This window comes from Arthrobacter sp. BG5 (assembly GCF_056680155.1).
This window is the reverse complement of record NZ_CM155268.1, coordinates 1499513-1520209: the sequence shown is the minus strand read 5'-3', so window position 1 is coordinate 1520209 and position 20697 is coordinate 1499513. Positions and strand designations below refer to the sequence as shown.

Sequence of the window (20697 nt, the reverse complement as noted above, 5' to 3'; positions counted from 1 at the left end):
CGCCAGTGCCCGGGCCAGGGTCACCCCACGGACAGGTCGGCGCCCTCGTCCGAGGCGGAGAGCATCAGCACATGGCACACCGTGGTCCAGCCGAGATGGGAGTACAGCTGCTGGCCATCCAGGGAGGCCAGCAGGAGGCCCCCTTCGACGTCGTGCTCGAACGCCTGCGCTGCCAGCGCCCGCATGATGAAACTGCCGAGTCCGCGCCGCTGGAACCCGGGCTCGGTGACAATCCTGTCGAAGACGGCGGTGTGGTCCGCGACGAACACCCGTCCGCTGGCGGCGACCTCCTCCCCGGCGTAGACGACGGCGTGATGGACTCCGCCCTCGGTCGAGGGCACCCAGCGCAGATCGTCGTCCGGAAGCCAGGGGTCCTCGGAGTCCTGGGTTTCCATGTCCACGATCATCATGGTCTGCGACGCCGACGTGACGTTCAGCCCGTTTTGTTCCGCGAGGGTGGTGTAGCGCGGCACGTCGTTGGTGAGGATAGTGAGGATCCGGGCCGGGACCTCGGCGGTTTTGGCGGCCAGGTCAGCGAACTCGGCGTCCGAGGGATCGTGGGCGAAATACTCCCATTCGTGGGTCGTGTCCGCCCGCAGCGCCGCAGGAAAGCGGCCTTCCCTGCGCGTCTCATAACCCCGGCAGCCGGCCCACCCGGCAACCCAGACCTCCAGGAGGTGGGTGGTGTCTTCAACCATGGCGTCAAGACTCATGAGATGAGCGTATTCCAGCCCCGGCACAAGCAACAGGGGCCGGGTTCGGTGCGGGCGCTTGCTTACCCAATTGTGACCGTGGGTGCTGGCACCCTCGGCGCCGCCGTGCCTGAGCGTTTTGCCCCGCCCAGTACGCTTAAATACGTGGCTTTGAATCGAATTGTGCTCTTTTACGGCTTTACCCTGATCGCCGACCCGGACGCCGTCCGGCTCTGGCAGCGCGCCCTCTGCGAAAAACTCGGGCTGACCGGCCGGATCATCATCTCCAAGGACGGCATTAACGCGACCGTCGGCGGCGAGATCGGCGCCGTCAAGCAGTACGTCAAGACGACCCGCGAATACAAGGGTTTCCGCGGCATCGACGTGAAGTGGTCCGACGGCGGCGCCGAGGACTTCCCCCGGCTGAGCGTCAAGGTGCGCGACGAGATCGTCTCCTTCGGCGCGCCGGGTGAGCTCAAGGTGGATCAACACGGCGTCGTCGGCGGCGGGACGCACCTTGCGCCGGAGGAACTTCACCGGCTCGTGGAAGCGAAGAAGCAGGCCGGGGACGAAGTGGTGTTCTTCGACGGACGCAACGGCTTCGAAGCCCAGATCGGAAAATTCAAGGACGCCGTCGTCCCCGACGTCGCAACGACCCACGATTTCATCAAGGAGCTCGACTCCGGCAAGTACGACGCCCTCAAGGACAAGCCGGTCGTCACCTACTGCACCGGCGGCATCCGCTGCGAGGTCCTCTCCAGCTTGATGGTCAACCGCGGCTTCAAAGAGGTCTACCAGCTCGACGGCGGGATCGTCCGCTACGGCGAGGCGTTCAAGGACCAGGGGCTCTGGGAAGGCTCCCTGTACGTCTTCGACAAGCGCATGCACCTGGAGTTCAGCGAGGACGCCAAGACCATCGGCCAGTGCATCCGCTGCGCGGCCCCCACGAGCAAGTTCGAGAACTGCTCCAACCCCAGCTGCCGCACCCTGACGCTGTACTGCGCCGACTGCGCCTCGGATCCGTCGACGCTGCGCTGCCCGGACGGCTGCGACCCGGCTCGGCAAGGATCGGGCTCAGATCCGGCTCACGCGGTAGGCGAAATTCGCCGGCGCCAGTGACTCGATCCGGACGCGCAGCACCGCGTCAGCGGCGAGCTGCACCACGTTGACCCGCGGACTGCCGCAGCGCAGGCTGAGATCCACCAGGACACTCTCCTTGTCCCGGATCGTGAACGACACCCGGCGGGTACTCCGGCAAGCCAGTGTCAGCGCATACGTTCCGCTCGGCAATTGTGTGGTGGTCTCGTGCCGGATCGCGCCCGCCTCCAACAGCCCGGAAGCGGTGTGGAAGACCTGCCCCTGGGTCTCCGGCAGCACCTCCGCCAGCCACTGGTCCAGCTCAGCCCCGATTACCGGCCGGTTCCTGCCGGGGTCCTGCGGGAGCGCGGCGTCCGTGAAGGTTACTGCTTGGGACGGCGTAGAACCGGAGAATCCGTCGTCGTACTGATACTCACAGGCGGCCAGCCCCGAAGCGCAGGCAAGGACAGCGGCCAGCGCGACGGCGGCCGCGGCGCCGCGGGACCGCCGCAGCGCGGGTGCCTGCGCGGTGGGCATACTCCGACTTTAGGCCCGGCCGCGGCGCCGGAACAGAGCTACGTTGCCGGGGGTTCGCCCCACTAAGGGGCTGGGTGGCGGACGAGCCGGAACCCGACGGCGGCGCCTGGATCGGGCCCGGTTGAATTCGGGTCGATTTGCACCGTGGTCGGCCCGGATTTCAGCTCCACGGCGGCGTGGACAGTGCGCCCGCACTTGACGGTCAGCTGCAGCCTGGCCCTGTCCCGGCGGTCGTCCTGTGAAATCGTCAGGAGCGCGTTTGGCGCGCCTGCGCAGGCCACACTTACGGTATACGGCCCCTTGGCTGTTCCTGGCGTGGTCTGGCGGAAGCCGATCCCGCTCAAAGCGGACATCAGTTCCTTCTTCGGCGGGGCTCCGAGGAGCCGCTGAACTTCCGTTATGTTCTTGGCCGCTTCGGCGGCAAGTTCCGGGTCCTGGGTCGGCAGGGGCGGTCCAGGCGCACTGGAGCGGACCGATGGCCCGGCGTCGGTAGCCGGATGCCCGACGTCGTCTGCGACTTCACAGCCGGCCAGCGCCGTCACCGCAAGAAACGCGAGAACGATCAGCGGCGCCGCGGCGCGGTCCCATTGCCTACCCCCAGTAGCAACCATGCAACGAGCCTAGTGGTCCCGGCAGCCGGGGCCAGTCACATCAGGCCGCAGGCACCACGTGGTAGGCAAAAATGAGCGGGGCGTCCACGCTGGAGGCGCTGACCTTCAGTTTGCCGGCCGCCGGCACCTTGATCCTGGCGGTCTCCCGGCTCCCGTTGCAGGCGGCCCCGGCCTCCGTCAGCCGCTGGCCGTCGAGGGAGACCTCGAAGAATTCCTTGCCGCCGCCCTCGCAGGTCATGGTCAGGGTGTAGCTGCCGGCCGGGACGGTGGCGTCCTTGGCGACCGGGTTCCGGTCCCGGATCTTGCCCGCATCAGCCAGGACGGCCCCGCTGGCCGACGGCAGGGCGGTGGCCTGCCACGCGTTCACGTCGGCCGATTCGATGGACCCGGCCGGGGAGCACGCCGCGACGCCGAGCAGGATGGCGGCGCCGGCCGCGGCGGCCAGGCTACGGCGGAGAACGCGGGGGCGGGACGGCAGCGGTGGAACGAAAAGCATGACTCCAACTTACCCGCTGGGGTGCCCCGCCCCCGCCCCGCCGTCGTCCCGGGGTGCTAGCCGGCAATCAGCTCCTGCACACGTCCGCGGTGCAGGGCCAGGTACACCCGGTCACGCAGCTTGTTGGCAGCCTGGTCCGTCAGGGTCCGGTCCAGCGGCTGCAGGACCAGACGGAGGAGCACGTTTACCTGGTCCGGGGTCAGCCGGAGGCGTTCGACGGCGGCCGTCGGCAGCTCGGCCGCCGGTGTCACGGCCAGGATCTCGAGTGCCGCCAAGTCTTCGGCGTCGGCGCCCAGGGCCGTGCGGGCGAGGTCGCCGAGCAGTTCGACGTCGGCCTCCGCCGCGTCGCCGAGCACGAGGGACAGATCGCGCCGGACCTCCGGCATGGCCGACACCGGCCGGTACGGCGCCAGGTCCTGCAGCTGCGCCTCAACCTCCGGACGCGTGGAACGCAGAAGCCGGATGTCCCGGATCCCCTTGCGCAGCATGACGGCCCGGTCCAGCCCCATGCCCAGTGCGAGCCCGGCCCAGCGGCGGGGGTCCAGGCCGGAGCCGCGCAGGACCCGTGCCGCGACGAGTCCGCATTCGGCCAGTTCCAGCCACTCGCGGCGGCCATCGGGCAGGGTCAGCAGCACATCCAGCTGCTGCCCCAGCGCCGTGTAGCTGTGCTCCGACGGTGTGGCGCGCCACTGGACATCCGGGTGCTGCGCTGCCGGCAGCACTGCCTCGACCACCGCGGCCATCATCGCATGCAGCTCCGCGGGACCGAGCAGGCCGCGGGCCTTGAGCCGCCACAGATCCACCTGGTGCGGCGCGCCGACATGGGTACGGTCCACCGCATCGCGGCGGTAGACCAGGCCAGGTAATACGTGTAGCCGGTCGTAGTGGCCGAGCTCGGGGCGGAGCGTGTCCAGCACTGCGGGGACGCCGGCCGAGGTGTGGCTGCGGAGCATCACGGTGGGACTGACGTGGCGGGAGTAGCGGGAGTCGCGGGTGACGTCGCCGGCCGGGTAGCCCAGGCGGTCGTAGTTGTCGGCCGTGGCGACCAGAGGGCTGTGCCGGTGCGTTTCGGCCGGAACACCCCAGAGCTGCTCCAGGCCGGCGACCACCTCCGCCAGCAGCAGCTGGACGGCGTGCGGACCGGCGGCGGGGTCGGTGAGATCTCGGACGGTAAGGGCGGAATTCAGTTCGGGCAGGGAAAGGTATGTCTTCATGGTGTGGGTCCTTGGGTTCCAGGAGCGGGGAGGGGGAAATCACCCTCAGCCGCTGCGCCGGACGGACCCCGGCTGCCGCAGCTACGCGCGCGTCAGGAAGCCCGTGCGGCCGGGAAGCGGCCGAGGGCTGATAAATCGCTGCTGCGTGTGCATGCGTTCATCGTACGCCAGGCGCGTGCCGCGGACCGGCCGGATGGAAGAATCCTTGACCTTGACGCTTGGCAGATCCACGTTTCGCCGCGAACTACGGCGGGGCCTCCGGTGCGGAGTTCGTGCGGGACGCGCTCCAGGCCTATGCGCAGGCGCACCTCTGAGGCGGAAGCTCGTCCGGGCGGACGCTCCCCTGGAGCGGCGGGGGAACCGCGCGCCGTGCGGAAGGCTGCGCCGCGCCTAAACTTGTCCGGTGACCCCATCAATGCTCTTCACCGCCGGCAACACCCCCGACGCGCCCCGTAGCGACATCCCGGACCTGCTCGGCAGCCTGGCCGAGGACCTGCGCCGCATCGGCTTCACCGTTGACGGCGTTGCCGGCCTGCTGGGCCCGGCCGCGCACAGCGCCCTCAGCCGCGATCAGCTCATCCCCGCGCTGATCGCCACCGAGGCCGCAGCCCACGCGGAACCGACGACGGCGGCGCTCGCCGCCGTCGTCCGCCTCTGGCTGCTGGCCGAGCCGCAGCCGGCCGGGACCCTTGACGCCGCACTGCCCGGCATCCGCACGGCGGGCCTGCTGGAACTGGGTCTCGTGGAGCCGTCCCCGGGGGGCCTGGTTCAGGCGAAGGTGGACCTGCGCCCGTACGGCTGGGAGGGGAGCCCCGGGGAAGAAACTGTCAGCAGCGGCGGCGCCGAACTCTGGGTGGCCAGCGACCTCGCCGCCCACCAGCGCCCGGGCGTGCTGCGCCACGACCACGTACTAGGGATCGGACAGGCGTCCACCACCCTGGTGCAGGTCACCGCGCGGCGGCACGTGGCCCGCGCCCTGGACCTCGGCACCGGCTGCGGCATCCAGACCTTCCACCTCCTGCACCACGCCGAACACGTCACCGCCACCGACATCTCCCTGCGTGCCCTGGCCTTCACGCGCTTCAACCTGATGCTCAACGCGGCGGCGCTGCACCTGGACCCCGCCGATCTGGAAGCCCGGGCGAGCCTGCGCCAGGGCTCGCTGCTCGATCCGGTGGCCGGTGAGGAGTTCGACCTGGTGGTCTCCAACCCGCCGTTCGTGATCACGCCGCGCAGTGCGGGGGAGGCCTCCGCGGACCAGTTCACCTACCGCGACGGCGGCCTGCCGGGCGATGACATCGTCGCCGCGCTGGTCCGGGACCTCCCGGCCGTCCTCGCCCCCGGCGGAACAGCGCAGCTGCTGGGCAACTGGGAGATCCCGGCGGGCGCCGACTGGGCCGACCGGCCGCAGTCCTGGGCCGGCTCCGACGCGGACGTGTGGTTCATCCAGCGCGAGCAGGTCGGCCCGGAACAGTACGCCGAAACCTGGCTGCAGGACGCCTCCGAAGCCCGCGACCGGCGGCTCTACCAGGACTCCTACGCCGCCTACCTGGGCGACTTCGCGTCCCGGAACGTTGAGGCCATCGGCTTCGGCATGATCTGGCTGCGGCGTCCCGCGGCCGGCGCCCGGCCGGTGATTTCCAGGTTTGAGGAGATCACCTACCCGATCGAACAGCCCGTCGGCCCCCACCTGGGGGCCGCCGTCGAGCGCGCCGACTGGCTGGCCGCCCACGACCTGCCGGCCGCGCACCTGCTGGTGGCCGAGGACGTCACCGAGGAACGGCACCAGCGCCCCGGCGCCGAGCACCCCGGCGTCATCCTGCTGCGCCAGGGCGCCGGGCTGCGCCGCACCAACCTGCTCAGTACCGAGCTGGCCGGCTTTGTCTCAGCGTGCGACGGCGAGCTCTCCGTCGGGCAGATCATCGGAGCCCTTGATGCCCTGCTGGGCGGCTACGAGGGATACGACAGCGGGGCATTCCGGCAGGGGCTCATCCACGAGGTGGGCAACCTCGTGCGCGACGGCTTCCTGCTCCCCGCCTGAGACGGACGTCGGCGGTACCGGCACCGCGACCGGGGCTGGCGCGCCTTCGCGGCCGAAACGGGGCAGCACGTAGGCGGCGACAGCCAGGGCCACCAGCACGCCGGCCACCCCCGTGACCAGAAAGCTCAGCCGGACCGGCAACAGCGCGCCCAGCAGGCCACCGATTGCCAGCGCGGCAATAGAGACGGCGCGGGTCATGCCGCCGATGATCGCCATCGCCTGGCCCCGCCCGGATTCCGGAATCCGCAGGATCGCGATGGCGCCAAAGCACGCGTTCAAGGCTCCGCAGGCCGAACCCATCGCCGTGTACGCCACGAAGAGCAGCCCCACCGTGGGCACCAGGGCCATCACACCCAGGAACGCGGAGGTCAGCGCCATTGAAACGAGCAGCACCCGCAGCCGGGCCGGCGGCGTCTTGATCCGGCCCGCCAGCGCGGCGCCTGCCGCCATGCCGAGGCCAAAAGCCGCTGCGAGCAACCCGTACTGCGTCTCGGTGGCGCCGAGTTCGCCACGGGCCAGAAAGACTTCCAGCACGTTCGTAGCCTCGCCGACGACGATGAAGAACAGTGCCCCGAGGACCAGGGCCCACACCAGGCTGTCCCGCCGGATCAGCCGCAGACCGTGCAGCAGGGCCGGCGCCTCCCGGCCGGCCAGCTCGGCCGCGGTGCCGCGCCGGGTCCGGATCAGCAGGGCACCGACGCCCATGGCCAGATAGCACGCGCTCGCCACGGTAAACACCATTCCCGAGCCGCCCCAGCCGCTGAGCAGCCCGCCCGCAGCCGGGCCGGCCATGCCGGCGATCATGATGGTGGCCTGCATGGTGCCCATCGCCCTCGGGGTGCGCTCCTCGCCAACGATCCGGGGCAGCAGCGCCTGCCAGGTCGGGCCCGCCACGGCCTGCGCGGTGTCCAAGAGGAACGTCATGGCGAACAGCACAGGAATGTGGTTATCCAGGTACTGCAGCCCGAAGCCCATCCCCGCCACGGCGGCGGCGCTGACCGCGGAGGACACCGTGGCGAGGGTGCGGGAGTCCCTGGTGTCGGCGAGCCGGCCCGCCCACGGCGCCAGCAGCACCAGCGGCAGCGCCGAGCACAGCAGGTAGCCCGCCACGAGCCATGGCCCGGCAGCCGCCGTCGGGCCGGCCGCCGCGACGTTCTGCAGGTGCAGCATGACGCTGACCACGACGGCGCCCATGCCGGCGGTGGCCAGGAAGCGGGAGCTGCTGGCGAGCAGGAAGTCGCGGTTGCGCCAGAGCGAGGGCCCGCCGGCCGGGCTCAACCCCTTGTGAAGTATCTGTTTCATAATCGCAAGGCATCCCGCCGCCGGAGGGAGTGTCAAGCATTTCTTTCATAGTTTGGCGGGCCTCGCTAGACTGGGAGGGTGAATGCAGAAACCCCAAAGGCGGAGCTGTCCGCTGACACCGCCGCGCCGGCCGCCAAGCGCAGGCCGCGTCCGGAAAATAAGGTCGAGATAACCGACCCGAAAGCGATCCGGGCCTTGGCCCACGCCGCGCGGCTGGAGGTCATTTCGGAGCTGTATTCCACCCAGGTCAGCCGGACGGCCACCGAACTCGCCGCCCAGACGGGCCTGACGCCCAGCGCCATGAGCTACCACCTGCGCGCCCTGCAGAAGTGGGGCATTGTGGTGCCGGCCGCCACCGCGGGTGATGCGAGGGAACGCCGCTGGAAAGCAGCCGGCACCGACTTCACGATTAATTCGGGCGGCGGCGTGGCGAGCCCGGAATTCGCCGTGCTCGATCTTGAGCTGGACGCCTACCGTCGGCGCGTCAACGCCTACGCCAGGGCCCGGGACGAGCAGCGCCAGCGCGGCGAGGCGGCGGACGGCACCTCCTCCGTGGTGCTGGCCAGCAACCTGCTGTACCTGACCCCGGCGCAGCGTGCGGAGTTGAACGAGCGGCTCTTCGACCTGCTCAGGGACTATGAGCTCGAGGACCCGGACCAGGTGCCCGAGGGGGCGGAGCGGATGGCCACCATGTGGTCAATGATCCCGGACGACCGGGGCGGGTCCGCGGCCACTTAGGCTGCGACCGGTCCGGGACGTCAAAGGCCGGGGCGGGGACCTTTGGTCCCCGCCCCGGCCTTGCTATGAAGTTGTCCTGGATCTGGCAGCCCTTTAGCGGCGGGTGTCGTCGACGCCGTCGGTGTCGATGCGTTCCTTGCGGACTTCCTCGTCGACGGTGACTTCATCGGTCACGGTGTCCTTGTCGAGGCGGACGCGTTCGACCGGGACGGTTTCCTTGTCCACGACGGGGCGTTCCTCGTGCAGGATGACCTCGTGCTCTTCCTCGCTGATGTCCGGACCGGACAGGGCCTCGCCCCGGTTGGCGTCGGTGATCGGCTCGCGTTCCAGCCGGACTTCCTCGCGCTGGACCGGAACGGTCCGGGTGACGTTCTCGGTGGTGACGTACTTGCGCAGCCGGACCCGGGCGGTTTCCTGCTTCTCGGTGCCCACATGGAGGCGTTCCTCGGAGCGGGTCATGGCGTCGTCCGTCGTCGGACCGGAGGTGTCATGGCCGACGGTTCCGGAGGCCTCCTGGGCGTAGCGGGTCTCATCCCCGCCCGTGGTGGCGTCCGTGTACGTCCGGCGGTCGCCGCTGAGCTGGTAGTGCTGGTAGAGACGCTCTTCCTCGGTGGGTTCGAGGTGTCCGTCGACGTCAACGCGGGGGGCGTCCTTGACCACGTCCTTGGTGTAGGGGACGACCACGTCATCGCCCCTTACCTGGGCTCCTTCCAGCGGGACGAAGGTCTCCGAGGTGCCAAACAGGCCTGTCTTGGCTGTGACCCAGGTGGGCTGGCCGTTCTCGTCGTCGGTGTACACCTGGCCGATGGAGCCAATCTTGTCCCCATCGGTGGAAAGGATGTTGCCATTGCGGTTCAGCAGGTCGTCGATGTGTTCCTTGGCGATCATGGTGTCTCCTTGGGTTGTCGATCATTTACTGCGGGTGGTGTCCCAGCCGGGAGCCTGGGTGGCATGCCGGCCGGCAGGGTGTGACTGGAAGCGGTGCGACTGCCCTGCAGGATTTTCCCTGCGGGAGGCGACGTTCTATCCGGCTTTCGACAGGACTACCATAAGCATGCTTACTACCTGGTTGGCAAGTATGCTTACTAATTTTTTTTCGCGCTTAGCTCCCGAACCACAGCAGAAAGCCTCCGGCCGGGTCCAAAACCCGGCCGGAGGCTTCCTGCCTGTCAGGCTGTGTTGGCAGCCGCCGGCACCTGGCTCAGTGCTGGCCGAGGCTGCCGCCGGCAGGCGGAAGGGTGCCGGGGCCACCCTCGGTCCGTGCCCTGCGTTCCGCCTCGCTCGCGGTGTCGCTGAGGGCGGTCTCGTCGGAGTCGCCCTCGACATCGACCAGGCCATTCGTCTGGTCGAAGGGTTTGGCGGTGGAACGGGTGCCCACGTCGCTGGCGGTCCCGGTCGCATCCTGGGTCAGTCCGGCACCCCGTCCGAGTCCCTCGTCCGGGAAAACGCTTCCCGCCGTGCCGGTCGGCGGCACCGCGGCGGCCGCCCCCGGGCGCGGCGCGGCCGGCGGCACGACGGGCGCATCGGTCGGCGCCGCGTCGGCGTCGGAGCCCTTGCCTCCGGAAGCAGCGGCCACGCCCGCGGCCGCCGCTGCAGCGAGGCCGACGCCGGCAATCACTTTGCCGGAGACGCCGGCTTTGCCGCTGTCGCCGCGTGAGGCGGCTGCGTCGTCGACGCCGGGGGTTCCCGCCGGTACGCCTTCGCCCACTGTTCCGCGCCAAGCGCCGGTGGCATATCCCTCGTCCTCGATGAATGCCTTGAAGCGCTCGAGGTCGCTCTCGGCCTGTTTCTCCACGACGTTGAGCTTGTCACCGATTTTCTCGACTACACCTTCGGGCTCGTAGTCGAGGGAGAGCCGCACTGATGTCTGGCCGCCGCCGAGATCTTCAAACGTGACGGACCCGGCGTTGGTCGCTCCTTCTGTCGCCGCCCAGGCAACCTTCTGGTCCGGCACTTGTTCCAGGATCCGGGCCTGCCACTGCCTGCGGACCCCGGCAATCTCCGCTGTCCATTCCAGCCGCTCATCACTGAGCTGCTTGACACTCTTCACTCCGCCCATGAAGTGGGGGAATTCCTCGAACTGGGTCCACTGGTTATAAGCCACGCTCACCGGGACGTTAACCAGGATGCGCTTTTCAACTTTGGTGCTCATGGTGTCTCCTTCGATTGGATCGGGATCGACAGTGATGAACTAGTCATCAGTAGGCTTACTATATCGTCAGAACGTCCGACCGGCCATAGGTTTCTCCCGCCATAACAGAAGGCGACACCCGGAAACGGCGAAACCTCCGCCTGCCGCCGGGCTCCGATATATCTGGTTGACAGGGCGATTGAGTGCTCCTAGATTCTTACTGTCCAATCACATTTTTGGGCTGGTCTTTCTTCACGTTCAATGTTGATGCTGTTTCAGTTGAGCGGTTATGCCGCCGCGATGCAGGAGGCCATGATGGCAAAGACGCCAGTGGATGATTTTCTCGCTACGTGCGTAATCCGGGACCCGGATGGGACCGGCCTCAGCCTGGACGAACTGTACGGCTTGTACCTGAGCTGGTGCGGGCTCGCGGGCTCCACTCCGGTCCGATACAGGATTTTCAGGGCCGGCCTGCGAGCGGCAGGGATCCGCCCCATCCACCGGGACGGATGGTGTCCGGGACTGATGATGGCCGGACCTGCAGCGTTCGATTACCTTGTCCACCGCGAACTTCCGCTCGCCGTGCTGGACGCCCCCGGAGCAGCGGTGCCGTCGTCGTCGGCGGGCGGACGTGGCGCCGCTCGCCCCGGATGGCCCGACGGCGGTGCCCGCGGTTCCGTTCCAGCCGCCTAGCGCTTGGCCAGAACGGCATCGGCGGCATTCAGGGCCCGAACGTCCTTGCTCAGCCTTTCCGGCCCTCCGTCGCGACGCCCTCGATAAAGTGGCGCTGTCCAAAGGCGAACAGGATCAGCATGGGCAGGGTGATGAGCAGGGTGGCGACCATAACGAACTGGTAGTCACCTTGTCCCCCATTGGTGGGGCTGTATTTGGTCATGGCGTAGGCGATTCCCAGCGGTGCTGTGAAGCCCTCCACCGATCCGGCGTTGAGGTAGATCAGCGCGGACTGAAGGTTGTTCCAGCTCGCCTGGAACTCGAAGATGAAGATCACCACCAGCGACGGGATGGACAGCGGCAGGGCGATCCGCCGGAAGAGCCCGAAGTAGCTGGCGCCGTCGATCCGTGCTGCCTCGAAGAGTTCACGGGGGAGCCCGAGGAAGAACTGCCGTTGCAAGAAGATGTAGAAGGCCGAGCCAAAGAGGTTCATGCCGAAGAGCGGGATCCAGGTGCCGAGGACGCCGAGGTTCTTCCAGATCAGATATTGCGGGACCATCGTCACGGCGCCTGGGAGCATCATCGTGGCCAGAACAAGGCCGAAGAGGAAGTTGCGGCCAGGGAAGCGGAAGTAGGCGAAACCGAAGGCGACCAGCGCGCTGGAAACGGTGACCAAGGTGGCGGCCAGGACGGCGATCAGGAAGCTGTTGGCCACCCAGTGGACCAGCGGCAACTCGTCCCACACCTGGAGGTAGTTCTGCGGCGAGAAGGTGCGGGGGATCAGGGCATTGTCGAACACTTCGGCGCGGGGCTTGAGGCTGGCCGCGATGAGCCAGACAAGCGGGTAAAGGAATGCCCCGCTGATGAGGATCAGCACCGTCCAGAGCAACACGCGGGCACCCGTGGTCCGCGGACTGCGCGTCTTCCGGCGCGGCCGCCGGCCGCCGCGCCGCCCGTCCGTGCCCTCTGAAACGGTGACGCCCGGCGCCTCCGCAGCCGGCTGGGTCCGTGTCGTTGCCATCAGCGTTTCTCCCCCTCGTAGTAAACGAACCTGTTCCCGATTTTGACTTGGACCAGGCTGATCAGCAGGATCAAGACAAACAGCACCCACGCCATGGCTGCGGCGAACCCGAAGTTGAACTCGCGGAACGCCTGCTGGAAGAGATAGATGCCGTAAAACAGCGACGCCTCCGGAGACGTGCTCGTCTGGTCCCTCCAGAAAAGGAGGTAGGCCTGATCGAATACCTGCAGTGCCGCGATCGTCAGGACAATCACGTTGAAGAAGATGGCGCCCGAGATCATCGGCACCGTGATGTAGAAGAACTTCCGGACCGGCCCGGCACCATCCAAAGCCGCCACCTCGTAAAGATCCTTCGGGACACTCTTGAGCGCCGCCAGGAAGATGACCATGGTGCCGCTGACTCCCCACAGGGTCATCAGCACGATTGAAGGCTTCACCCAGGCCGGATCAATCAGCCACTGCGGGCCGGTAATGCCGAAGAATCCGAGTGCCTGGTTGATGGCTCCCGTATTTCCGTTTAGCAGCAGCAGGAACACCGCGGCGGTGGCGACGGAAGGTGTCATTTTGGGAAGGTAGTAAACCGTGCGGAAAAAACCGGCGCCGCGCCCCACCCGGTTCAACAAAAGCGCGAGTCCCAGCGCGACGCAGACCTCCAGGGGAACCGCCAGGACGGCGTAGAACAGGGTGTTGGCCAGCGACAGGGCCACCTTGGGGTCGTCGAAGAGTAGTGCGTAGTTTGCGGTCCCGGCCGGTCGCGCCACGTTGGTGGCGAGATTGTAGCGGCTGAAGGAGATCACCAGGCTGTAGACCATGGCGCCGAGCATGAAAACCACAAAGCCGACGATCCATGGCGAAATGAACAAATAGCCGGCGATGGCTTCCCGACGGTTGTACTTGTTTCGTACCGGACGCGCACCGCGCTTTGACTTGCGCGGCGCGACTTTCCCCGATGCGTGAACTGTCACCAGTGGCCCCCGTTCCCGGTTTTTCCAGCGCGAAGCAGTGGTTCGGCGTCTGCCAGGGGCCGCTAGCCCGCCCCTTGCGTCACCCTGTTGCTTCGGCTAACTTTCGATTTAGCAAGCTTACTTACAGTGTGGCAGTTGAAGGGCGTTTGTCCGAGGAATTCCTGGCTGCAGAGACGACGAAGTGAAACTGGGAGGATGCAAATGCGTGTTAGGGAAAAGAGCGCAGCGGTTCTGGCTTTAGCAGTACTGGGCCTGACTGCCTGCGGAGGCGGCGGTGCAGCCCCGGCAGAGACGACTGACTTCAAGAAAGAAGCCTCGGGGGCGCTGAGCGCCTGGGCTTTCGACAACGCTGATGACGTCGGCAAGGCCCGGATGAAGTACGCAGGGGAGCAGCTCCCGGACGTCAAGATCACAATGGACCAAACACCTTTTGACGCGCAGAAGTTCACCACGCGGGCCGCCAGCGGCGACGTGCCGGACGTGGTCCAGATGGACCGGGCGTTCGTGGCCACCTACGCCGCGCAGGGACTTATCAAGCCGCTGGACGGATGCTTCAAGGCGCACGGTATGGACCCGGCCAAGCAGTTTTATCCCGCCGTCACCCAGCAGGTCACCTACCAGGACAAGGTCTGGGCGGTTCCGCAGTTCTACCAGCCCGCCGCCATCATCCTCAACCAGAATGTCCTGCAGGCCGCCGGGGTTTCCAAAGAAGACATTGACACCTCGGATAAGAAGAAGGTGCTGGACGCTGTGGCCAAGGCCCACAAGTCGAGCGGCGGCAACCCCGTCACGCTGGGCCTGGATCCGGTGGCCGGCGGCCAGGCCGAACTCTGGATCCTGGGTCAGGGCGGCAAGCTCATGGACGACAAGGGAGCGCCGGCCCTGGATGACCCGGCGAATGTCCAGGCACTGACGTTCCTCAAGGAGATTTACGATGCCCAGGGCGGTTATGCCAAGGCCAAGAGTTTCAGCGACTCGTTCGACACGTTCGGAAAAGACAACCAGTTCGTCAAGAACCAGGTCGGTGCACAGGTCGATGCCCAGTGGTACGTCAACGTCCTCGCGCCCTATTCCAAGTCCCTGAGCATTTCGGCGGTGCCCTTCAAGGACAAGGACGGCAAACCCTTCACGGTGGCCGGGGGAACCTCCTTCGTGATCCCCGCCGGCGCCAAGAACGCCGACGCCGCGTGCGCGTGGATGACGTCGTTGGTAACCGACGATGCCTGGTCCGCGGCCGGTGCTGCCCGGGCGGAGAAGATCTCTTCCACGCCCGGAGGAATCAACACCGGCCTCTTCACCGGCTCGCCGACCGCGGACAAGCTGATTCGGGACAAGTTCGTCAAGGCCAGCGGCAATGCCGGATTCGACGAAACCATCGCCACCTATTACGAGGTCCTCCCGGCCGGAAAGTCGCTCGGGGCATCGCCGGCCGGCCAAACCATCAAGACGGAAGTCAACAACGCCATCGCCTCCGCGCTGCTCGGTGCCAAGACACCCGACAAGGCCCTCGCCGACGCCCAGGCCGCAGCGAAGCGGGCGTTTGACCAGGCCGGCTCGTAACAAGGGGAAAGCGGCCAGCGCCGGAATCTGAGGGGCGCTCCCATGCGGGGGCGCTCCTCACTGCGTCGGGCGCCCCCCATGCGGTGAGCTCAGTGTGGGGCAGCGGGTTTGGTGCCAAGGAGCACGTTCAGCCCCCATCCCGCAGCGGTGATTAACAGCACTGCCCCTGCCATGGACAGCAGCTGGGGCGGGGTCGTCAGGATTCCCAGGCTGACGATGAGCGTCGTCGCGCCGGCCGGGGGATGGGGCCTGCGCAGCCAGGTCAGCACCAGGGTGGTCAGTGCAACGGAGAGCGCTCCGGCGGCCACATACAGCCAGGTCAGTCCGCCCACCGGGGCCGGCGGACTGCCTTGGAGCCCCAGCGCGTACAGGCAGAGGACGCCCATGACGAGTCCGGTGAGATGGCCCACCAGTGTGTTCGCCGGCCGGGCGGAGGGCTGCTCCGGGGATTCAAAGAAGAGCATCACCGTCGGGCCGAGGCTCGGAAAGAGCCACGGGAGGTGCAGGCCAATCCCCACGGCCCCGGAGAGGGCGAGGATGACGAGCGAGAGAACAGCCGCATACAGCGCCGGGCCGAGGCTGGTCCGGCGCGACTTAAGCCGTTGCAGGAGGGGCGGCGTCATGGGCATGGCATCAACCTTCCGCTACCGGGCGCCCTGCCGCGCCGCGATCAGGGCCTGCGGGGCGGCCTGTTTCATCCGGGTCTGCAGCCAACGCAGCTGCACCGAAGTCTCGCCGTCGCATTTGGACACGACGTCCAGGAGCTCCCGGTCGCGGAGGGCCGAGCCGGCCTGTTCGACCATGGTCCAGGTGACATCCACGAGGCTCGCCAGCAGGTAAAGGTCCTGCAGATCCCGCAGCAGCCCCACCGGCCCTTTCCTTGTGCTGGACAGTCCCTCGGCGTGGAGGCGCTCGGGCTCCGCGTCGGAGAGGTCCTCGCCGTAGCGCTGGACGATCGGGTGCAGCAGGCGGCTGTGTTCCTCACACTGCTGCGCCAGGGTGTGGCACAGGAAGTGCACGTCGGGTTCGGCGCCGTGGCCGGCCGCGACCTGGCGGAACGATTCGGCCAGCGTGGTTTCGGCCCGGTGGAGCATGCCCAGGTAGATCTTCAGGTTCATGGCCGTCCCTCCTGGTCGCTGCCGCCGGCGGTTGTTCCGCCGGCGGGGCGGGAACTGCCCGGCCCGGGCTTGACCGCCTCCGGGAAGCGGGGCGGCGGGGCGGCCGCGGGTTGTTCCGTGGCGTCGGCTTCGCTGCCGCCGGTGGTCGGCCGCGGCCGCTGCGGGCCGGGGCCCCCGGCAACAGCGGAGGGGCGCGACGCCGTCGTCGTCGGCGCGGGCGAGGGTCCCTCGGCGTCACCGATTTTCTCCACCCGGACGGCCGCATTCTTGAAGACCGGCTGCTTGGATACAGGGTCCCATTCGGTGAGCGTGAGCTCGTTGGCGGCCGTTGGATGCCCGCCCGGCGCGCCGTCAGAGTCCCAGTAGCCGTAGTGGAAGGGGGGCGAAGACGGTGCCGGTTCGGATGTCGCTGACCCGGGCCGGGACCTCGATCCGGCCGCGCCGGGAGGTCACCCGGACGAGGTCCCCTTCGACGATCCCCAGCCGCCCGGCGTCGTCCGGGCCGATTTCCACCCAGGCGCTGGGCGCGGCCCGGGTCAACGGGCGGGATCTGCCGGTTTTGGTCCGGGTATGGAAGTGGTAGGCGGTCCGGCCGGTGGTGTACCGGAGCGGGTATTCGCCGTCGGGCTCCTCATGCGGAGGGGAGTAGTCCGCGGTTTTCAGGACGGCGCGGCCGGCCGGGACGCTGGCCCGGAACATTTCGGACCCAACGGTCGCGCCGGTCAGCAGATCGTGGCCGTAGCTTTCGCAGTAGTCAGGGTCGGTGGGGAAGACGCCGTCCGCGTAGAGCCGGTCGCGTCCGTCCGGGTTCTCGTCGTTGCAGGGCCAAGGGATGCCGCTGCCGCCGCGGAGCCGCTCGTAGCTGATGCCGGTGTAGTCGCAGGGCCGTCCCCGGGAACATTCACGCCACGCATTGAACGCGTCCTCGGGTCCCTGCCAGGTCAGCAGTGGCCCGCCCTGCAGGGTGGTGAACTCCATCCGGCGTGCGTAGTCGAGGAAGATGTCCAAGTCGCTGCGCGCCTCCCCGGGAGGCTCCACGGCCTTGTCCGAGAGGTGGACCGTCCGGTTGACGTTGGTGAAGGTGCCGGTTTTTTCGCCCCAGCCCGCCGCGGGCAGGACGACGTCGGCGGCTTGGGCGGTTTCGGTCAGGTACAGGTCCTGCACCACCAGGAACAGCTCGGGTTTGGCCAGGATCTCGCGGATCCTGGGCAGCTCGGGCATGGAGACGGCAGGGTTCGTCGCGGAGATCCAAAGGAACTCGATGGAGCCCTGCTCCGCGTAACGGAAAATCTGCATCGCATGCGTCGGCGGCGCCCAGTGCGGGATGGTCAGCGGGTCGACGTCCCAAAGGTCGGCGAGTTCCTGGATGTGGTCCGGGTTTTCCCAGTTCCGGAAGCCCGGGAGGTCCCCGTCTGCCCCGCATTCGCGGTTGTTCTGCGCGGTCGGCTGCCCGTTCATCTGCAGGATGCCGCATCCGGGCCGCCCGAGCAGCCCGCGAAGCAGGTGCAGGTTGTTGACCTGGCAGGAGGCGGCGGTGGCCTGCGCGGACTGGTAGAAGCCCTGCAGGACCGTGGACAGCACGCGTGCCGAGGTGCCGAAAATCCGGGCGGCCTCCCTGATGTCCGCGGCGCTCACGTCACAGACCGCCGCCGCTGCCTCCGCCGTCCAGGGTTCCACGGTGGCCTTGAGCTGCTCGAAGCCCACCGTGTGCGCCCGTACGTAGCCGTCATCGAGCCAGCCGTTGGCCAGGATCTCGTGGACGAGGGCGTTCATCAGTGCCAGGTTGGTGCCGGGGCGGACGGCGAGGTGCACGTCCGCCTGGCGGGCAACTTCGGTGTCGCGCGGATCTACGCAGACGATCGTGGGCCGGTCCGGTCCGGCGATGCGGTCCAGCACCCGCGACCACAGCACCGTCTGGGTCTCCGCCATGTTGTGTCCATAGAGGAAAATCGCGTCGCAGCTGTCGATGTCCGTGTAGGACCCGGGCTGTCCGTCGGCGCCGAAGGTTTCCTTCAGGGCCGCGGCCGCCGTCGCGGTGCACAACCGCGTGTTGCCGTCCATATGCGGGGTTCCGATGCCCGCTTTTCCGATGACGGCCAGGGCGTAGTACTCCTCCAGGAAGAGCTGGCCGCTGGTGTAGAACCCGTGGCTGAGCGGCCCGCGGTCCCTGAGCAGCTGCCGGCTCCGTTCGGTGATGCGGTTCATCGCGGTGTCCCAGTCGCATTCGACGAGCCGGCCGTTCTGCCGGATCATCGGGCGTTGGAGCCGGTCCTTGTGGGACACGCCCTGCCAACTGGCGAACAGTCCCTTGGGCCCGAGCCGGCCGTGGTTCACCAGATCCCCGGCCCGGCCCCGGATGCCGACCATCGCGCCGTCCTTGACCGCGACGTCGCACGCGCAGCCGTTGCTGCAGAGGACGCAGGCGGACTGGACCCAACGGTCGACGTCGTCTGCCGTGAGGCCCTCGGCCAGGGCCTGGTCAACCCGGACCGGCCACAGCCCGTCCTGCGGGTACGGGGTTCTGGTGCCCCAGATTTTGGCTATTCGATCAACCACGGTCGCTCTCCTCTTTCCTTCCGCGGTGCGTGGCCGCGGAGAACAGATAGTTGCCTCCATCAAGCTTTATCAGCATGTGGCCACTGCGTACAGGGGCCGCTGGCAGGAGGGAGCCGAAGCTCCGGTTGTGGCCCCCCAGAGCGGGGGCCGGATCGCTGGGAACGAAGAAGTATTGAATTATAAGCACGCTTATGTTGTCCTGCTTCTACGTCCTCTCCTGCTTTCCGTGACCAATGTTCTAAGGAACTGCTGACATGGATGAATCCACAGAGTCTGTAGCCGGCTCCGGGCACCTGCGACGGGCCCTCGAGAACCAGATGGTCCTCGACTATCTGGACTTGGCGGAATCACTGGCCGCGCGCTTCGCCAGCAGGGGCCGCGAGCGGGACGACCTGATCCAGGTCGCCTACCTCGGCCTGGTCAAGGCAGCCCGGGCTTTTGACGAGTCCAAAGGAACGAGTTTCCCGGGTTACGCCGCACCCACCATCACGGGGGAACTCAAGCGCTACCTGCGCGACCGGTGCTGGGTCGTTCGGCCTCCGCGGCGGATTCAGGATCTCCGGGGCGAACTATTTCGCGAAGTGCCGGCTCTGGCCCAGGTCTTGGGCCGGAGCCCGACTTCAGCGGAACTCGCGCGGAAGCTGGGGGTGCCTGTCCAGGCGGTAGGGGAAGCTGCCGCCGCCGGCTCGAGTATGCGCCCGGATTCGCTGGAGGCCTCCGCCACCAACGGCGACGTTGGCGCGCCCGCAGAGTTATTGGCAGCACAGGATCCGGCCTATGAACGGCTCGACGAACTTATTTGCCTCACCCAGGCAGTTAGTGAGCTATCCGTGCCGGACCGGGAGCTCCTGTACCGGCGCTACTTCTGTGAAGAAAGCCAGGCAGATCTGGGCAAGCGGTTCGGTGTATCCCAAATGCAGATTTCACGCCGGCTCTCACGGGTTCTGGTATGCCTGCAGCAACGGCTCTCGGAGCGTCAGATTCACAACGAGTCCAGCTCCCGCACCGCGTCCAGCACGTCGTGAACCGAGACTCCCAACAGCGCGGGGTCCGGGTCCCGCGCGAAAGTGTCGCCGCGTCGCAGTTCCGCCCGGGTCAGGGCGATGTGCGGGCCGGGCGGAGGACCCCACTCTTGTGGTGGCGCCGGCCCGAACAGCACAACGGATGGACGCCCGTACGCGGATGCCAAATGCGCCGCCCCGGTGTCAGCCGAGACGACCAGGCGGGCCTCAGCGACCAGGGCCGCAAATTCGACCAATGACTGCCTGCCCGCCAAGACGGCGCGGGGCCCGGCCCCAGCCATCCATGCAACCTCCGCCGCCCGCGGCCGGTCCGCTGCGCTGCCCGTGAAGACGACGCTGTGCCCGGACTCAAGCAGCGGGCGCGCCACCTCAGCGAAGCGCTCTGCGGGCCAAAGCCGGCTGCCGTAGGCAGCCCCGACATGGATGACCGTCGCCCCGGGATGCGGCGTACGGATGCCCGGGACCTCAAGGGAGACGTCGTTCGGGTCCGCGTGGATTCCATGCCACTGCAGCAGCCGTGCCCAGCGCTGCCGCTCGTGGATGCCGTCCAGCCATACCGGCCCCGGCGCCCTCCCGGAGCAGTGCGAAATGATCCGGTTCGCCGCAAGAGCCTCGATCCGGTTCTGGCTCTCGGGGCCTCGTCCGTGCAGGTTCACCGCAACGTCGACTGTCCCGGGCTTCAGAGCCAACGGCTCGTCCAGCCCATGGGTCGGCAACAGCTGAAAACCACCCACCAGGGCAACGGCGTCCTCAAGCCAGCCCTGTGCGGCATAAAGGAGCCGGTGCTGGGGAAACGCACGACGAAGGCCGTGCAGCGCCGGGACGGCAACGAGCAGGTCGCCCAGCTTGAGTGCGCGCAGGACCAGCAGCACGGGCCTGCCGTCGTCGCCGGATCCTCCCATGGCCGTTCCCTCCGCTCGCCTGAATTGGAATTTTAGTCCGGC

At 67.7% G+C, this 20697-nt stretch carries 17 protein-coding genes and 3 pseudogenes; 6 read left to right on the top strand and 14 right to left on the bottom strand.

What is annotated here, in order from left to right; all coding sequences use genetic code 11:
• Positions 1–20 precede the first annotated feature (20 nt).
• A complete protein-coding gene (locus AC1MBE_RS06975) occupies positions 21–713 on the bottom strand; it encodes a GNAT family N-acetyltransferase (protein WP_479781852.1) in 693 nt (230 codons plus the stop codon).
• 144 nt (positions 714–857) lie between these two features.
• On the opposite strand from AC1MBE_RS06975, the gene trhO reads away from it, so the two are divergent.
• A complete protein-coding gene (gene trhO / locus AC1MBE_RS06970) occupies positions 858–1811 on the top strand; it encodes an oxygen-dependent tRNA uridine(34) hydroxylase TrhO (protein ID WP_479781850.1) in 954 nt (317 codons plus the stop codon).
• On the opposite strand, the gene AC1MBE_RS06965 is transcribed toward trhO, so the two are convergent.
• The 4 genes from AC1MBE_RS06965 to srmL form a co-directional block, all read right to left on the bottom strand.
• The gene (locus AC1MBE_RS06965) at positions 1767–2306 is read right to left on the bottom strand and encodes a DUF6023 family protein (protein ID WP_479781849.1); all 540 of its coding nucleotides are present in this window, start codon (positions 2304–2306) and stop codon (positions 1767–1769) included. The two genes, trhO and AC1MBE_RS06965, sit on opposite strands and share 45 nt — an antisense overlap.
• 62 nt (positions 2307–2368) lie before the next feature.
• Positions 2369–2917, bottom strand: a complete 549-nt coding sequence (locus AC1MBE_RS06960) for a hypothetical protein (protein WP_479781847.1) — start codon at positions 2915–2917, stop codon at positions 2369–2371.
• A 40-nt stretch (positions 2918–2957) separates the two neighbouring features.
• On the bottom strand, positions 2958–3413 hold the full coding sequence (locus tag AC1MBE_RS06955; protein WP_479781845.1) for a DUF6023 family protein: 456 nt from the start codon (positions 3411–3413) through the stop codon (positions 2958–2960).
• 56 nt (positions 3414–3469) lie between these two features.
• Positions 3470–4627, bottom strand: a complete 1158-nt coding sequence (gene srmL / locus AC1MBE_RS06950; RefSeq protein ID WP_479781844.1) for a PheS-related mystery ligase SrmL — start codon at positions 4625–4627, stop codon at positions 3470–3472.
• 218 nt (positions 4628–4845) lie between these two features.
• On the opposite strand from srmL, the pseudogene AC1MBE_RS06945 reads away from it, so the two are divergent.
• Both AC1MBE_RS06945 and AC1MBE_RS06940 read left to right on the top strand, forming a co-directional pair.
• Positions 4846–4941 (top strand): annotated as a pseudogene (locus AC1MBE_RS06945) (MerR family transcriptional regulator); the annotation flags it as partial.
• 101 nt (positions 4942–5042) lie between these two features.
• Complete coding sequence (locus AC1MBE_RS06940; protein ID WP_479782514.1) at positions 5043–6668, top strand: DUF7059 domain-containing protein; 1626 nt, start codon at positions 5043–5045, stop codon at positions 6666–6668.
• A gap of 45 nt (positions 6669–6713) precedes the next feature.
• Here the strand turns inward: AC1MBE_RS06940 and AC1MBE_RS06935 are convergent.
• Positions 6714–7862 (bottom strand): annotated as a pseudogene (locus AC1MBE_RS06935) (MFS transporter); the annotation flags it as partial.
• Positions 7863–8048: 186 nt separating this feature from the next.
• Here AC1MBE_RS06935 and AC1MBE_RS06930 point away from each other — a divergent pair.
• Entirely contained in the window at positions 8049–8708 is a 660-nt protein-coding gene (locus tag AC1MBE_RS06930; protein ID WP_479781842.1) for an ArsR/SmtB family transcription factor, read from the top strand.
• Positions 8709–8801: 93 nt separating this feature from the next.
• On the opposite strand, the gene AC1MBE_RS06925 is transcribed toward AC1MBE_RS06930, so the two are convergent.
• The 4 genes from AC1MBE_RS06925 to AC1MBE_RS06910 all read right to left on the bottom strand — a co-directional run bounded on the left by AC1MBE_RS06925 (position 8802) and on the right by AC1MBE_RS06910 (position 13500).
• Positions 8802–9596 (bottom strand): DUF2382 domain-containing protein, encoded by a 795-nt coding sequence (locus AC1MBE_RS06925; RefSeq protein ID WP_479781840.1) that lies wholly within the window; start codon positions 9594–9596, stop codon positions 8802–8804.
• Between the two features lie 313 nt (positions 9597–9909).
• Positions 9910–10860, bottom strand: a complete 951-nt coding sequence (locus AC1MBE_RS06920) for an SRPBCC family protein (RefSeq protein WP_479781838.1) — start codon at positions 10858–10860, stop codon at positions 9910–9912.
• A 721-nt stretch (positions 10861–11581) separates the two neighbouring features.
• Positions 11582–12532: a carbohydrate ABC transporter permease gene (locus tag AC1MBE_RS06915; RefSeq protein WP_479781836.1), complete on the bottom strand. Its 951-nt coding sequence runs from the start codon at positions 12530–12532 to the stop codon at positions 11582–11584.
• Positions 12532–13500 (bottom strand): carbohydrate ABC transporter permease, encoded by a 969-nt coding sequence (locus AC1MBE_RS06910; RefSeq protein ID WP_479782512.1) that lies wholly within the window; start codon positions 13498–13500, stop codon positions 12532–12534. Before AC1MBE_RS06910 ends, AC1MBE_RS06915 begins: the two co-directional genes overlap by 1 nt.
• A gap of 198 nt (positions 13501–13698) precedes the next feature.
• On the opposite strand from AC1MBE_RS06910, the gene AC1MBE_RS06905 reads away from it, so the two are divergent.
• Entirely contained in the window at positions 13699–15057 is a 1359-nt protein-coding gene (locus AC1MBE_RS06905; RefSeq protein ID WP_479781834.1) for an ABC transporter substrate-binding protein, read from the top strand.
• A gap of 89 nt (positions 15058–15146) precedes the next feature.
• Here AC1MBE_RS06905 and AC1MBE_RS06900 read toward each other — a convergent pair whose 3' ends face one another.
• The 3 genes and pseudogenes from AC1MBE_RS06900 to AC1MBE_RS06890 all read right to left on the bottom strand — a co-directional run.
• The gene (locus AC1MBE_RS06900; RefSeq protein WP_479781832.1) at positions 15147–15680 is read right to left on the bottom strand and encodes an HPP family protein; all 534 of its coding nucleotides are present in this window, start codon (positions 15678–15680) and stop codon (positions 15147–15149) included.
• 21 nt (positions 15681–15701) lie between these two features.
• A complete protein-coding gene (locus AC1MBE_RS06895) occupies positions 15702–16175 on the bottom strand; it encodes a hypothetical protein (protein WP_479781830.1) in 474 nt (157 codons plus the stop codon).
• An 89-nt stretch (positions 16176–16264) separates the two neighbouring features.
• A pseudogene (locus AC1MBE_RS06890) lies at positions 16265–18731 on the bottom strand (molybdopterin oxidoreductase family protein); the annotation flags it as partial.
• Between the two features lie 254 nt (positions 18732–18985).
• Between AC1MBE_RS06890 and AC1MBE_RS06885 the strand changes: the two are divergent.
• Positions 18986–19756 (top strand): sigma-70 family RNA polymerase sigma factor, encoded by a 771-nt coding sequence (locus AC1MBE_RS06885; protein WP_479781828.1) that lies wholly within the window; start codon positions 18986–18988, stop codon positions 19754–19756.
• On the opposite strand, the gene AC1MBE_RS06880 is transcribed toward AC1MBE_RS06885, so the two are convergent.
• The gene (locus AC1MBE_RS06880) at positions 19714–20655 is read right to left on the bottom strand and encodes a glycosyltransferase family 9 protein (protein WP_479781826.1); all 942 of its coding nucleotides are present in this window, start codon (positions 20653–20655) and stop codon (positions 19714–19716) included. The two genes, AC1MBE_RS06885 and AC1MBE_RS06880, sit on opposite strands and share 43 nt — an antisense overlap.
• Between the last annotated feature and the right edge of the window lie 42 nt (positions 20656–20697).

Bases quoted from the DNA above. Each gene is read 5' to 3' on its own strand.
- AC1MBE_RS06900 (WP_479781832.1), bottom strand. From the start codon at position 15,680: ATGACGCCGCCCCTCCTGCAACGGCTTAAGTCGCGCCGGACCAGCCTC.
- AC1MBE_RS06920 (WP_479781838.1), bottom strand. From the start codon at position 10,860: ATGAGCACCAAAGTTGAAAAGCGCATCCTGGTTAACGTCCCGGTGAGC.
- AC1MBE_RS06905 (WP_479781834.1), top strand. From the start codon at position 13,699: ATGCGTGTTAGGGAAAAGAGCGCAGCGGTTCTGGCTTTAGCAGTACTG.
- AC1MBE_RS06895 (WP_479781830.1), bottom strand. From the start codon at position 16,175: ATGAACCTGAAGATCTACCTGGGCATGCTCCACCGGGCCGAAACCACG.
- AC1MBE_RS06975 (WP_479781852.1), bottom strand. From the start codon at position 713: ATGAGTCTTGACGCCATGGTTGAAGACACCACCCACCTCCTGGAGGTC.
- AC1MBE_RS06885 (WP_479781828.1), top strand. From the start codon at position 18,986: ATGGATGAATCCACAGAGTCTGTAGCCGGCTCCGGGCACCTGCGACGG.
- AC1MBE_RS06880 (WP_479781826.1), bottom strand. From the start codon at position 20,655: ATGGGAGGATCCGGCGACGACGGCAGGCCCGTGCTGCTGGTCCTGCGC.
- AC1MBE_RS06925 (WP_479781840.1), bottom strand. From the start codon at position 9,596: ATGATCGCCAAGGAACACATCGACGACCTGCTGAACCGCAATGGCAAC.
- AC1MBE_RS06940 (WP_479782514.1), top strand. From the start codon at position 5,043: ATGCTCTTCACCGCCGGCAACACCCCCGACGCGCCCCGTAGCGACATC.
- AC1MBE_RS06960 (WP_479781847.1), bottom strand. From the start codon at position 2,917: ATGGTTGCTACTGGGGGTAGGCAATGGGACCGCGCCGCGGCGCCGCTG.
- AC1MBE_RS06955 (WP_479781845.1), bottom strand. From the start codon at position 3,413: ATGCTTTTCGTTCCACCGCTGCCGTCCCGCCCCCGCGTTCTCCGCCGT.
- AC1MBE_RS06965 (WP_479781849.1), bottom strand. From the start codon at position 2,306: ATGCCCACCGCGCAGGCACCCGCGCTGCGGCGGTCCCGCGGCGCCGCG.
- AC1MBE_RS06915 (WP_479781836.1), bottom strand. From the start codon at position 12,532: ATGGCAACGACACGGACCCAGCCGGCTGCGGAGGCGCCGGGCGTCACC.
- srmL (WP_479781844.1), bottom strand. From the start codon at position 4,627: ATGAAGACATACCTTTCCCTGCCCGAACTGAATTCCGCCCTTACCGTC.